Origin of the sequence: Mycobacterium scrofulaceum (assembly GCF_001667885.1) — a bacterium.
Classification (GTDB): Bacteria; Actinomycetota; Actinomycetes; order Mycobacteriales; family Mycobacteriaceae; genus Mycobacterium; species Mycobacterium scrofulaceum_C.
The window spans coordinates 19585-32672 of record NZ_LZJW01000042.1; the positions used below are offsets into that span (position 1 = coordinate 19585).

Here is a 13088-nt window from a genome sequence, read left to right on the forward strand (position 1 = left end):
GGGTCGTAGCAGACCGCGCTAGACGTGCGGCGTCAAATCCAGCGACGTGATGGTCGTCATCCTGGTCACCAGCCAGCGGCTCTGCGCGCGCTTGAGGAACAGCCGGTAGGACAAGTACTTCAGCGACGGCACGTTCTTGGTCAACGGGCTGGTGGACGTGGTGTTGGTGTAGACGATGACGACGGCGTTGGTGTCGTCGATCGATTCGACGGCCGCGCCGGTGACGTCGGTGTGGTTGGTGATCTTGGCCTGCTTGTTGGGCGCGACGATGGCGTCGACGAACTTGCGGTACTGCGCCTCGAAATCACCGCTGAGGTAGCCCGACGCCCGGTCCGCGAGGGTGTCCATGTTCTCCGGCGTGTAAGTCCACAGCGTGGTGATCGCGTTGGCCGCGGTCCGCGCCACCTTGAGTTTCGTTGCGGCGGCGGCCCGATCGCTCAGGTACGGCTGCACGGTTGCCCCGGCGAACGCCGCGGATCCGACGAACAACGCGGCGGCCACGACGACGGTGATGGCCATCCGCTTGCCGGCCAGCAATTTGCGCCGTTTGCGCGCGGGGGGTTGATCTTCGGCCGCGTCGGCGGCCTGGGCGTCACCGTCGGCGGCCTCGGCGCCACCGTCGCCGGACCCGGCGTCACCATCGCCAGAGGCGGATTCGGCTGCGGTCGAGGCCGTTTCATCGGCGCCGCTCGATCCTTCGCGCTCCTCGGTCACCGCCTCGTCCGAGGCGGCGGCGGTCAGATCACCTGCTGCAGGTTGCTGATCTTCCACTGCTTTCCTTCCTGCGTGGCGGTCGCCGTCCACCGATTGGCGTTTTCCCAAACTTGTTTACCGTCGGGCGATTTCGCGCTCACGGCGGTGGCCACGATCGTGGTGACGCTGCCATCGTCGTTCCACCGCTCGACCCCGGCGTCCAGCACGGTGCCGGTGGCCGGTTCGGCGCGGGCCACCTGCAACAAGATCTCGTTCGCCTTCTCGCGGTACTCCTTGGCGAAGTCACCGGTCGCCTGAGCCAGCACCCGCGTCACGTAGTCGTTGGCGTGAAACGGATCGATGGAGGTGAACTGCGTCATGAAGCCGGTGACATAGCTGAGCACCTCGCGGTTCTTCGACGCGGAGCGTTCACGGGATTCATGGTCGACGAGCATCAGGCTGCACACCGTGATGGCCGCGGCCATGAGAGCCGCGGCGACGGCACTGGCCAGCGGCAGGCCCCAGGGCCGCCCCGGCGGCAGCGGATGCGGAACCAGCAGCGGCTCCTCGCCGGGCTGAAACTTGCGGCGTGGGCTCATTTCTCGGCTCCCGGCGGTTTGGGCTTGGTCAGCACCGTGAGGTCGTCGACGAGCCAGCGGCCGCCACCGCCCTTGACGAACGTCACCCGAACGGTGGCCGAAATGTAGCGCTCGTCGGGCGCGGCGCCGCGCCGCCCCTGCATGAACATCAGCATCGTCGCCCGATCGGGCGCCGCCGACTGGATGGCGTGGTCGGTCACCCAGTACTCGTTGATGACCGGGTTGCCCTTCTGCACCATGTCCTGCTGGGCGGCCAGCTGGGCACGGTACTTGTCGGTGGCCAACGATAAGGCGCGGGCGAAGTCGTCGTGCAACGATTTGGGGTCGTAGGTCAGCATCTGCGCGACGATCTTCGGCCCCTGCGTGTCGAGCTCTGCGCGGGTCCGGTCGGTGGCCCGGTCCGGGGCGAACACCGCCGCGTAGCTCATCAGCGCACCGGCGACGCACAGCCCGGCCGCGGCCGCCACCAGCACCGTCGTCCATCGCCGCGCGTTGAAGGCCGGCTCGGCCGGTTCGTGCCGGCGCACTTCGGTGCGCAGCAGCATGTCGGCGAAGGTGCGGCGGCCCGAATCCCACAGCGGCCAAAGCCATCCCACCACCGAGACGGTGTCGAGCAGGTGTGCCAGGTCGCGCAGCAGCAGGCCCCACGGCCCGATGGGTTCGCCGTCGCGGCGCGCGACCGCGATCCCGAAAAGCGCCCGCCCGATGCTCCAGCCGATGACCGTCGGCAGCAGCAGCCGGTTCACCAGCACCAGCAGGATGACAACCCCGATGACCGCGATGCACAGCCACCACCACACGCCGTTGGGCGGAACGGTGAACCAGGTCACCGCCATCGTTGCCACCACCGCGGCACCCGGCACGACGTCGACGGCGAGGGCCCCGGCGCGAATGTGCCAGGACGCCAACGAAGTCCGCGGGGACTGCTGGGCGGCCGTGGCCGGTGGCTTTTCGACCACCACCGTCACTTCGTCACCTGGTCGAGCTTGGCTATCTTATATTGGCCTTCGGCCTGAGCCATTTTCACGCGCAGCCGGTACCCGGTTTCGTTTTGCGTCTGGTCGTTGGCGACCTTGACGCGGACCGCGACGAGCACCTCCACCGAGCCGTCGGGGTTGTTGCGCTCGACGGCCGCCCGCATGTCCGACACCTGGACGTGGACGTTGGCGGCCTGATACGCCTGGACGAGCATGCTGGTGTAGAGCAGCGCCTGCGAGCGGAAATTGTCTGTGCCGCAGTCGATGATCTTCTGCTCACTCGCCGCCATCGCGTTGGTGTCGGGGGCCTGCGTCGCCGAAACGCAGTCGACGGCCGCCTTGAGCGCCGCGGCGTCGTTGCGGGCTATCGCCTGGCTTTCGTGGTGGTAGCGCAACGCGAAGTAACCGCCGACACCGACGCCGGCGGCGCACAGCACGAGCGCCGCGGCGATCCCGGTCAACCAGCCCCGGCCCATCCGGGACGGACGGCGGTCGACCGCCTCGCCGGGTACTGCGTCGGGCTCCGACGCTTCGTCGGCCGCGCTCTCGGGGACGGCCTGCTCGGTGGCGTCCTCGGGTTCCGCCGGGGCGGTGGCGGTCGTCTCGGCCGCGGGCGGCTCCTCGGCGGGCACGTCGGCCGCTTGCGGCTCCTCGGGAGCCGTCGGCTCGACCGCCTCGTCGGGTGCTGCGGCATCCTCGGGCGTCGCGTCGGAATCGATCGGGTCGACGGCGGCCGCGTCCTTGGGGCGCCGTCCGCGCAGACGACGAAACTTCGGCATCGGTGGGGGGTTCAGCCGGCTGGTGCCAGCATCTCCTTCCATCCGTCGTCTCCTGTTCTGGCCGAGTTCTCGACGGAGTATTTAACTCCATCTGGCCCTACCAGTTCACCGCTTTGGGGACTGTAGACCGCCGCGGGAGGCCCGCTGGGGGTGTAGACACACGGGTTGGGCTGCTGGCCGTTGCACTGCACGGTACCGGACCCCGGCCGCGACAACGGGTCGCTGGTCGGCGGGGGCGTGCCGGACACCCGGTCCGAGGGCGCCGGGTTCAGTCCGGTGTCGATCGACGGCGCCGGGATCACCTGTCCGGGCTTCACGGGCTGGTCGCAGCGCGCCGCAGGGGCGGGGCAGGTCACGATCTGGTTGGGGTCGCCGTACCAGGGGTTGGTACCCGCGGGCACGTACGGCTTCGGGTCGCGGCACTCCCGGGGTGTGGCCGCGCGCTTGCCCTCGACGTCCGTACACGGGATGTTGCGCGACCCGCGCACGCTGTTGGCCGGGGTGTCCATCGGGATCTTGCAGTACGTGCCCGACGGCAGCGGCTGCATGCTGGTGTCGGCCGGGGACCGCCACTCCGAGGCCGGGATGAAGCCGGTCAGGCAGGGCGGCGGCTGGTTGATCGACAACGCCAGGTCCAGGGCCGCCATGTTCGGGAAAGGCGCGGCCACCGTCTGGGCGATCGATGCGCCCTGGGGCAGGAACACCAGGACCTGCTCGACGCCGGTGTGGTAGCGCTTGAGCAGGTCGAACACCACCTCGAGATTCGCCAGCGTCTGCGGCAGCGACTCCCGCACGTCGTTGAACACGTCGTTGACCTGATCGGCCGTCGGTGCCGCCTGGCGCAGCACGCTTCTCAGGTGCGAGTCCTCCTGCGCGGACTGCGCGCCCAGCCGGTTCAGGTTGCGCGCCCAGCGTTCGATGGCGTCGCCCGACTTGACCTGGCTGTCCAGCACCGGGCCCGAGTTCTGGATGATGTCGTTCACGTCGTTGATGTTGGTCTTGAAATCGCCGACGATCGCCTGCGTCGAGTCCACCAGCCGTTGCAGGGCGGGCCCCAGGCCGCCCACGGACTGCGCCGTCTCGTCGAGCAATTGGGCGATCTTGTCCTTGGGCAAGACGGCCAGCCCGCGGTTGGCCGTGTCCAGCGCCGGCCCGATCTCGGCGGGCACCGTGCCCTTCGTGATCGTCTGTCCCTCCGACAGGAACTTGCCCGGATTGCCGGTCGATTCCAGGTCGAGGTACTGCTCACCGACCGCCGACACCGAGTGCACGTTGGCCGTCGCGTCGATCGGGATCTTGTAGCGACTGTCGATGCTCATCGTCGCTTCGGCGCCGCGCTCGGTCGGTTCGACGTCGGTGACCTTGCCGATGGTGATGCCGCGGTAGGTCACGTTCGCCGTCGGGTACAGGCCGCCCGAGGCGGGCAGCTCGGCCTTCAGCGTGTAGCGACCGATGCCGGCAAGGCTCGGAAGCTGCAGGTAGTACACCCCGAGCACGAGGATCGAGATCACGGTCAGTATCCCGAACGCGATCAATTGGCGTCTGATGAAGGGAGTCAGCAATTCCTGTCCCCCCTTTCCACCAGTGGCCCACCGGGCGCGTCGTTCGGGTTCGGCGTGTAGCGCACGTCGGGGATCATCGTCTCGGGGTCACGCCCGAACGACTGCTCGAGCGCGCGCAGGGCGCCGGACAATCCGGTACCGGTCAGGAACGCGTTGTCGACGGAGCTGTACGTCACGTCGAGCGTCAGCGAGATGTTGATGTAGTCACCCCGGAAGATCTTCGGCACGGTGTCGATGTCGAACGGCTGGGTGAGGATCAACTTCAGCGCGCCGATCAGGTACGGCGAGGCTTTACCCAATTCCTTCAACGGGCATTGCAGCGCCTGCAGGTCGGTGTGCAGCGGCCCGCGGGCTTCCGACAGGTACTGATCGGCGGCCTGGCTGAGCCGGCCCACCGCGTCGACGGCGTTGATCAGCAGGTTCTTGGTGTCGGCGAAATGCTTGATCAGCGGCGGAATGTCGGTGAGCACCCGGTCGAGGACGTCTGCGCGCGCGCCGACATAGGTCAGCAGCCGGTTCGTCGAGTCGATCGCGTGGGTGATGTCATCGCGCTGCTGGTTGAGCTGGCTGGTGAAGGTGTCCAGCTTGCCGAGGAACGACCTGATCGCGTCGCCCCGCCCGTTGAAGATGTTGTAGACCTCGTTCTGCAGCACCTCCAGGTTGGGGATGCCGCCACCGCGCAGGATCAGCGACAGGCTGGCCAGCGTCTGCTCGGTGGTGGGATACGACGACGAGTTCTTCAGCGGAATGGTGTCGCCGTCCTTCAGCAGTTCCTGCGACGGGTTCGGCGGCGAGGCCAGCTCGACGTGCTGGGAACCGAGCAGCGAGGTCTGGCCGATCTTGGCGATCGCGTTCTTGGGCAGCTTGGTGCTCTTGTCGACACCCAGCGTCAAAGTGGCGATCCAGTTCTTCAGCTGAATCTTCTTGATCGAGCCGACGAAGACGTCGGCGACCATCACCTTGCTGTTGCCGTTGATCGCCAGCGTGTCCGGCACCTGCACGTAGATCGTCATGGCGCCCGAGCCGCTGCCGGGACCACCGGGGATCGCGACGTTGGAGATGCCGCGCCAGCCGCACGAACTCAGCACCAGCGCCGCCATCAGCAGGACCAATGCCTGCCACGATCCGCGGCGGATCAGCCTCATTGCCGCCCTCGCGCGTTCCGCGCTCGTCTCGCGCTTCACTGGCCACCCCCGTCAGTCGGCACCGCGGGCCCACCCGCGTTGGGCGCCGGCGCCGCGACCGGCGCAGGCGTCGGGGCGACCGGGCCCGGGGCCACGTTCGGCCCGGGTGGCGGCGGCTGGATGGGAACCGGCGCGTTCAAACCGATGGGCGGCACGATCGGGTTCTCGTCGTAGGCGTTCGGCGGTCCCGGCGGCGTCTGCAGGTTCGATTGCACGGGCGCGATGTTGGGGCCTCCCATGAGCTCGGACAGCGAGTCCGGGGTCATCAGCCCCGCGGTGATCGGCCCGACCTGCTGGCCCTGCATGCCGGGCGCGACGATCCAGCCGGGCTGGGTGTTGCGGTGCGACGTCGGGGTGTCCGGAACCCAGATGCCGGGCACGGTGGTGTCCTTGTATCCGTTCGGCGGGTGCAGCCGATCTTCCGAATAGGCCACCTGCTTGGGCAGGGTCTCGGCGGTGCTGAACAGGTTCACGCCGAACGGCAGGTAGTTGAACTTGATCGCGTCGAGGATCGGCGCCAGGTACTGCGCGCACAGCTCGGCGGACTCCTGATACCCGAGCCGGCTGCCGGCCTGGATCGAGCTACAGATGAACTGCATCGGGTTGGCGAAGTTCGTGATCGCCGGGATGGCGACCACCGACCCGTGCGACGGGTGATAGATCTGGTTGATGTTCGCGGCGGCCGTCGGCAGGACGTGCAGCGCGGTCTCCAGCCCGTTCAGCGGATCCGGCTGCAGAATCGTGTTCGTCACCGTGGCCAGGTTGTTGATGTCGTAGGTCAGCACACCGCGGTTCTTGTCCAAAAACGGGCGCACAGTGGACAGCAGTCCGTCGAACTGCTCGATCGCGTTCGCAAGGTCCGTGTCGTTGTGCGCGAGCCGGGTGGTGAAGTCGGCCAAGTTCTGGTTCAGCGCGACGAACTGCTGGTCGTCCTTGTGCAGCGCGTTGACGAACAGCGCCAGGCTCTTCACCACCGCGAAGAAGTCGCCGCGGCCCTCGTTCAACGCGGTCAACGCCTTCGACAGGTTGGTCAGCGTCGTGTTGATCTCCTTGCCCTTGCCGGCCAGGCCATTGGCATAGGACTCGATGACCTCACCGAACGGGCCGGTCGGCTGCTCGGGCGTGGGGCCCAGCTTGGAGATGATGTTCGTGATGCTGTTGCGCAGCTGGTCCCACTCCACCGGGACCTGCGTGCGCTCCTCCGGGATCACGGCGTTGTCGGCCAGCACCGGGCCGCCCTTGTAGGGCGGCTCCAGCTGGATGGCCCGCGACGCCACCAGCGTCGGGTTGAGGATCACGGCGTTGGCGTTGGCGGGGACCCGGTACTTGTTCTCGTAGTGGAAGGTGACCTTCATCTTGTCGCCGGCCGGCTCGATCTTGTCGATCGCGCCCACCCGCAGCCCCATGATCTGGACCTTGTCGCCCGGGTAGAGGGCGTTGGCCGCCGGGAAGTAGGCCACCACGGTGTTGTTGGTCAGCTTTTCGTACAGCCGCCAGCCGACGAACCCGACGACCAAGGCGAGCACGATCACCAGCGAGCCGATGATCACGGTCGCCCGGGTCATCTTGGGTAGCCGGATGTTCCGGATGTCAAAGGCGGTGCTCAATTCTGGCTACCTCCCCCGGCAGCACCGCTGCCGCCCGTTCCGCCCGGGTTGATGAAGGGCGCCGGTAGCTGGTTCCCCGGCCCGGGTGGGGCCGCCGGTCCCGGCGGGAAGCCCGGCGCGAACGTCGACGGCGGCGGCGTCGGACCGGCCGGCGCCAGGTTCTCGGTGCGCGCGCCCGGGGGCGCCTGCGCCGGCAGCGGCACCGGTGTGCCCGGCACGTCCGGCGGCGGGTCGCCCGGTCGCCCGGCGATCGGGATGCCCGGCGTCGGCGGCAGACCGCCCGGGTTCGGCGGCGAGGTCATCACGTCGACCGGCGCCGGGAAGCCCGGCCCGCCGAACGGTCCGATGCCCCCGCCGGCGCACGGCAGCGGGTTCCACGGCCGCGGCAGACCCTCGTCGCCGACGGTCACGTTGCCGCCCGGGTTGGCCGGGGTGTAGGAGCAGGGCGACCCGGGAGGAACGGCCGGCCCCGGGTGCTCCGGGGTGCCCTCCAGCACCGGCGGCGCCGGCGGCGGCGCGCCGTTCGGGAGCCGGGTGCCGTTCGGGTCGGGCCACCGGAATTCGGGCAGCCCGGCGCTACGCCAGAAGTTCTCCGGGTCGATGCCGCGCTTCTTGAATGCGGCGTCCACCCAGGGCTGGATGATCTGGTACAGCGCGAGGTTGTGCAGGACCACCTTGAAGAACGGTCCCGACGCGATCGCCTCGTTCAGGGACGGCAGGAACTTGCCGACCTCGGTGAGTCCCGCGGCGACGTCGTCTTTGCGCTCCTTCAAGATGTCGCTCACGGTGCGCAACTGTTCGAGCACATGGTTGAGGTTGGGGTTGTCGTTGATGAAGCCCTTGACCTGCTCGGAGAAGGCGGCGACGTTCGCCAGCAACGCGTTGATGGCCTGGCCGCGCTCGTTGAAGGCGACCAGCAGGTCCTTGGCGTTGACCAGCAGGCGGTCGACCTGGTCGCTGCGGTCACCGAGGACGCTGGCCACCTGGTTGGCCTGGGCCAGCAGATGCTTGACCTGCTCGTCGCGCTTGCCGATGGTGTCGGAGAACTTGGCGACGCCGTCCAGCGCCGCGCTCAGGTGGGGATAGGTCTGGTCGATGGTCTGCGACAGCACGTGCAGCGATTCCTTGACCGTGTCGATGTTCCAGCCCTGGGCGGCCTTCGTGACGTCGAAGAACGCGTCGTAGATCTGATAGGGCGTGGTGCTCTGACCAATCGGCAACGAGTCGCCGGGCTTCAGTTTCTGATTGCCCCGGGCCTCGACGTCCAGGATCTTCTTGCCGAGGATGGTGTCGGTCTTGATCGCCAGCCGGCTCTCGGTGCCGATGGTGGCGGTACCGAGATTGAATTTGACCAGGATGTGGTCGCCCTCGATATTGAGGGCCTCGACCTTGCCGACGTCCACGCCGGCGATGCGCACCTTGTCACCCACGCCGATACCGCCGGTGTCGGTGAACTGGCCGTAGTAGTGCGGTTTGGCCATCAGCATCGGAACGCTCGTGAAGCTTTGACCGACGCCGATGACGAGCAGCGTCACGATGATGCCCATCAACCCGATGCGAACCCGGTTGGGTGGTTCCAGTGTCCTCATTGCGGGGTGCACCTACCCGTCGGCTGCTGGAAGAGCCGGACCGTGCGGACCGGCCCACCCGCCTGCAGACCGTTGATCTTCAGGGTGATGTCGCAGGCGTAGAAGTTCACGAAGTCGCCGTAGGAGCCGATGGCGCGCCCGATCATGTTCAACGCGCTGGGCACCTTCTTGAGGTAGTCGTTGAGCCCATCGCGCTGGTCGATGAGCGGCTGCTGGATCGCGTCCAGGTAGTTGAGGGTCTTGTGCAGCAGCCCGCGGTCCTCGGCGAGCAGGTCGGCGACCGTCCCGGCGGCGTTGCTGATGTGCGCGGTCCCGCCCGCCAGCTGGTCACCGTGGCCCTTCAGCCCGGTGATGAGCACCTCGAGGTTGTTGACCGTCTGGTCGAACTGCTGCCGGTGGCGGACCGTCGTGTCCAGGACGATGTTCAGGTTCTTGATGACCTCGCCGATCGCCTGGTCGCGCTCACCGAGCTGGTTGGTCAGCTGCGCGGTCTGATCGAGGATGTCGTTGATCGTGCCGCCCTGCCCCTGGAACACCGTGATCAGCGCGGTCGCGATGGTGTTCACCTTCTGCGGGTCCAGCGCACGGAACAGCGGCTTGAAACCACCGATCAGGGCGTCGAGGTCGAGCGCCGGCGCGGTCCGCGACATCGGGATGAAGCCGCCCGGCGGCAGCACCTTCTCGGCGCCCTCACCCTCGCCGCGCTTGAGCTCCAGGTAGCGGTTGCCGATCAGGTCGAGGTAGCGGATCTGCGCGGTCGTCGACTGGTACAGCGGCACCGAGCGGTCGACGTTGAACTTCACCCGCGCCCGCTTGCCGCCGTCGGCCAGCTCGACCGTGTCGACCTTGCCGATCTCCACGCCGGAGGCGCGGACGAACTGGCCCGCCCGCAGCCCGCTGACGTTGGTGAATTCGGCCGAGTACGAGTTGGTGCTGTCGAACCGCATCTGCCCGAAGACGACGATGATCATCACAGTGAAGATCAGCAGCACCAACGAGAAGATGCTGAGCCTGACGATGGTTCCGGTGATTTTCATGGGTTGATCGTGTTGTCCCCTACTTGGCGGCCCCAGACGTACTCGATGGCGTACGGCGAGCCGGTGTCGAGGTGGTTGTACGGCGCGATGCTGTTGCCGCTGTCCATCACCAATTCAGGTGCCGGCCACAGGTCGTGGGTGATCTGCTGCCAGCAACCGGGGGCGCCCCCCGGCCCGCCGCGCGCGTTCACCCGCGGCAAGTTCTCCGGGTAGGTGTACGGGTTCGGCGCGCCGCCGATGAGCCCGGCGAGCCCGCCCACCAGGCTGGCGAGGGTGGCCACCGCCGACACGGGGTTGGCCAGCAGCCCTAGCCCGGACAGGGCCTCGGTGTGGGCGCTCAGCGAGTAGCCGTTGCCGCCCAGGAACGACGAGGCCTTGGGCTCGATGTCGTGGTAGTTGCGCAGCGTGCAGAAGATCTCCGGGCTGTAGGTGTCCAGCAGCTGGGCCGAGGGCACCAGGTCCTGGGCACCGCGGGCCAGGTACGGGCCGCCCCGGTTGAAGATGTCGGCGCCGGTGTTGCCGAACCCGGCCGCCGACAACAGGGCCTGGTCGAGATCCTTCTGCTGCGCGTTGATCGTGCGCGAGGTGATGACCGCGTTGTTGAGGAAGTCGATGAGGTCGGGCGCGGCGTTGGCGTAGGTGTCCCCGAGCGCCGCCAACCCCTGAATGTCGCGGCGGGCCTGGGGCATCTGCGGATTGACGTCATCGAGGATGGCGTTGGCGTTGACCACCGACTGCCCGAACCGATCGCCCAGCCCGGTCAGCGCCTGGGCGGCGGCGCTCAGCGTCAGGTTCAGCTTGACCGGGTCCACCTTCTCCGCGATCGAGGTGACGGTCTGGAACAGCGTGTTGATCTCGGTGGTCACCGACCGCGCGTCGATCACGGTGTGCGGGTTGAGCTTCTGCGGCGACGGGTTCTTCGGCGTCGTCAGCGACACGTATTTGCCGCCGAACACCGTGGTCGCCTTGATGTCGGCGTTCACGTTGGACGGGATCAGCGACAGGTACCTGGGGTAGACGTCCAGGGTGAACTTCGCGGCCGGCTTGCCGTCGCGCACGGTCTCGGAGATGCTGGCCACCCGGCCGATCTCCACCCCGTTGTAGGTGACCTTCGAGCCGGGATCCATCACCAGCCCCGCCCGCGACGCCAGCATGGTCAGCTTCGTCTTGGGGGTGAAGTCGCCGCGGAACTGCCCGTAGACCAGCACCAGCGCCACGATGGCGATGATCAGCGCTGCCACGCCCGCCAGCTTGTACGGCGGGTTGCGGGGCTTGTTGACCTTCACTGGTGACGTCATGGCTACACCGTCAACGCGAAGTTGGGGTTGACACCGTAGAGCGCCAACGCGGCTGCCAGAACGACGACCTGGACCGACACCAGCGAGAAACGCATCGATCGGCCGACGGCCTCTCCGACGCCGACGGGTCCGCCGCCGGCGTTGTAGCCGTAGAAGCAGTGGGTGATCATCACGACCGCCGTGATGATGATGGCCTCGAGGAACGACCAGAACACGTCGTCGGGACGCAGGAACGTCCGGAAGTAGTGCTCGTAGGTTCCGTTGGACTGTCCGTACAGCACCGTGGTGGTGATCTGCGGGGACAGGAACGACATGATCATCGCCAGCGAGTAGAGCGGGATGATGACGACCAGACCGGCCATGATCCGGGTGGTCGCCAGGAACGAGATCGACTTGATGCCCATGACTTCCAGGGCGTCGATCTCCTCGCTGATGCGCATGGCGCCCAGCTCGGCGGTCGCGCCGGCGCCGACGGTGGCGGCCATGGCGATGCCGGTCACGACGGGGGCGGCGATGCGGACGTTGATCAGCGCGGCGAAGAAGCCGGTGAACGCCTCGACGCCGATGTTGCCCAGCGAGGCGAAGCCCTGGATCGCGACCAGGGAGCTACCCGACAGGGTCACGAAGCCGACGATCGCGACGGTGCCGCCGATGACGGCCATGGCCCCGGTGCCCATGCCGATCTGGGCGATCAGCCGCAAGGTCTCCTTGCGGTAGTTGCGCAGCGCGTGCGGGATGTGGCCGAGGGCGACCACCCCGAACCACGCCATCTGGCCGACGTCGTCGAGCCCGCGGGCCGCGGCACCGCCGTAGCGGTTGAGGTTTTCGGCTGCCCGCGGGAAGCGGGCGCGCAATACGGCAGAGGTCGACATGTCAGTGGCCCGTTCCGAATCGCACGCCGATGGTCGTCAGCACCACGTTGACCGCGTACAGCGCGACCACGCAGAGCACGACGGTCTCGTTGACGGCGGTGCCGAGCCCCTTCGAGCCGCCCCGCACGGTCAGGCCGCGGTAGCAGCCGACCAGCCCGGCGATCAGGCCGAACGTTGCGGCCTTGACCGTCGCGATGACGACCTCCGGCAGACCCGTGATCGTGGTCAGCGTGGCGAGGTAGGCGCCGCCCGAGACGTTTTGCAGGTAGACGCCGAACAGGTAGCCGCCGACCAGGCCGACGGTGATCACCAGGCCGTTGAGCAGGGTGGCGACCAGGGTCGCGGCGATCACCCGGGGGACCACCAGCCGGTGGATCGGGTCGATGCCGAGCACCTCCATGGCGTCGATCTCTTCGCGGATGGTGCGGGCGCCGAGGTCGGCGCAGATCGCCGTCGACCCGGCGCCGGCCACCACGAGCACCGTGGTGAGCGGGCCGAGCTGGGTGACCGCGCCGATCGCCGCGCCGGCGCCGGACAGGTCCGCGGCGCCGAACTGGGCCAGCAGCACGTTGAGCGTGAAGATCAGCAGGACCGTCAGCGGGATCGACACCATGATGGTCGGCAGGAAAGCGACCCGCATGATGAACCAGCACTGCAGGACGAATTCGCGCCATTGGAACGGCCAGCGGAACAGTGCCCTGCCGGTGAGGACGCACATCCGGAAGAATCCCCCGATGAGCGTCAGTGGGGTCTGCAGTTGGTCGCGTACGTAACCGACCAAATAGGGGCCCCGTCGACTCGCCGACGTTGAAGTCACGGCTGCCCCCTCCAGCTGATACCGCGCGCCTCTCGGCGCGGCGGCGGATCGTGTCGCACGCCTCTCCCCTTCGC

The 13088-nt window shown here is 67.8% G+C and carries 12 protein-coding genes; all 12 read right to left on the minus strand.

What is annotated here, in order from left to right; genetic code table 11:
* Window positions 1-18: 18 nt before the first annotated feature.
* From A5681_RS04960 to A5681_RS05015, 12 genes are read right to left on the minus strand one after another with little or no spacing between them, the layout of a single operon-like run.
* On the minus strand, window positions 19-771 hold the full coding sequence (locus A5681_RS04960; RefSeq protein WP_067269977.1) for a mammalian cell entry protein: 753 nt from the start codon (window positions 769-771) through the stop codon (window positions 19-21).
* A complete protein-coding gene (locus A5681_RS04965; protein WP_067269979.1) occupies window positions 738-1292 on the minus strand; it encodes a mammalian cell entry protein in 555 nt (184 codons plus the stop codon). The genes A5681_RS04960 and A5681_RS04965 overlap by 34 nt, the downstream gene beginning before the upstream one ends.
* Window positions 1289-2260: an RDD family protein gene (locus A5681_RS04970; protein ID WP_067269981.1), complete on the minus strand. Its 972-nt coding sequence runs from the start codon at window positions 2258-2260 to the stop codon at window positions 1289-1291. The genes A5681_RS04965 and A5681_RS04970 overlap by 4 nt, the downstream gene beginning before the upstream one ends.
* Window positions 2257-3090 (minus strand): Mce protein, encoded by an 834-nt coding sequence (locus tag A5681_RS04975; RefSeq protein WP_067269983.1) that lies wholly within the window; start codon window positions 3088-3090, stop codon window positions 2257-2259. Before A5681_RS04975 ends, A5681_RS04970 begins: the two co-directional genes overlap by 4 nt.
* On the minus strand, window positions 3060-4610 hold the full coding sequence (locus A5681_RS04980) for a virulence factor Mce family protein (protein WP_067269985.1): 1551 nt from the start codon (window positions 4608-4610) through the stop codon (window positions 3060-3062). Before A5681_RS04980 ends, A5681_RS04975 begins: the two co-directional genes overlap by 31 nt.
* Entirely contained in the window at window positions 4604-5755 is a 1152-nt protein-coding gene (locus tag A5681_RS04985; RefSeq protein WP_067269987.1) for a virulence factor Mce family protein, read from the minus strand. The genes A5681_RS04980 and A5681_RS04985 overlap by 7 nt, the downstream gene beginning before the upstream one ends.
* Window positions 5756-5790: 35 nt before the next feature.
* A complete protein-coding gene (locus A5681_RS04990; protein WP_067269989.1) occupies window positions 5791-7401 on the minus strand; it encodes a virulence factor Mce family protein in 1611 nt (536 codons plus the stop codon).
* Window positions 7398-8990, minus strand: coding sequence for a virulence factor Mce family protein (locus tag A5681_RS04995; protein ID WP_067269991.1), 1593 nt, complete (start codon window positions 8988-8990; stop codon window positions 7398-7400). The genes A5681_RS04990 and A5681_RS04995 overlap by 4 nt, the downstream gene beginning before the upstream one ends.
* On the minus strand, window positions 8987-10027 hold the full coding sequence (locus A5681_RS05000; protein ID WP_067269993.1) for a virulence factor Mce family protein: 1041 nt from the start codon (window positions 10025-10027) through the stop codon (window positions 8987-8989). Before A5681_RS05000 ends, A5681_RS04995 begins: the two co-directional genes overlap by 4 nt.
* Window positions 10024-11325, minus strand: a complete 1302-nt coding sequence (locus A5681_RS05005; protein ID WP_067269995.1) for an MCE family protein — start codon at window positions 11323-11325, stop codon at window positions 10024-10026. Before A5681_RS05005 ends, A5681_RS05000 begins: the two co-directional genes overlap by 4 nt.
* Before the next feature lie 2 nt (window positions 11326-11327).
* On the minus strand, window positions 11328-12197 hold the full coding sequence (locus tag A5681_RS05010; RefSeq protein ID WP_067269997.1) for an MlaE family ABC transporter permease: 870 nt from the start codon (window positions 12195-12197) through the stop codon (window positions 11328-11330).
* A 1-nt stretch (window position 12198) separates the two neighbouring features.
* Entirely contained in the window at window positions 12199-13014 is an 816-nt protein-coding gene (locus A5681_RS05015) for an MlaE family ABC transporter permease (RefSeq protein WP_067270001.1), read from the minus strand.
* Window positions 13015-13088: the final 74 nt, after the last annotated feature.

Bases quoted from the DNA above. Each gene is read 5' to 3' on its own strand.
- A5681_RS04965 (WP_067269979.1), bottom strand. From the start codon at position 1,292: ATGAGCCCACGCCGCAAGTTTCAGCCCGGCGAGGAGCCGCTGCTGGTT.
- A5681_RS04975 (WP_067269983.1), bottom strand. From the start codon at position 3,090: ATGGAAGGAGATGCTGGCACCAGCCGGCTGAACCCCCCACCGATGCCG.
- A5681_RS04985 (WP_067269987.1), bottom strand. From the start codon at position 5,755: ATGAGGCTGATCCGCCGCGGATCGTGGCAGGCATTGGTCCTGCTGATG.
- A5681_RS04995 (WP_067269991.1), bottom strand. From the start codon at position 8,990: ATGAGGACACTGGAACCACCCAACCGGGTTCGCATCGGGTTGATGGGC.
- A5681_RS05000 (WP_067269993.1), bottom strand. From the start codon at position 10,027: ATGAAAATCACCGGAACCATCGTCAGGCTCAGCATCTTCTCGTTGGTG.
- A5681_RS05005 (WP_067269995.1), bottom strand. From the start codon at position 11,325: ATGACGTCACCAGTGAAGGTCAACAAGCCCCGCAACCCGCCGTACAAG.
- A5681_RS05010 (WP_067269997.1), bottom strand. From the start codon at position 12,197: ATGTCGACCTCTGCCGTATTGCGCGCCCGCTTCCCGCGGGCAGCCGAA.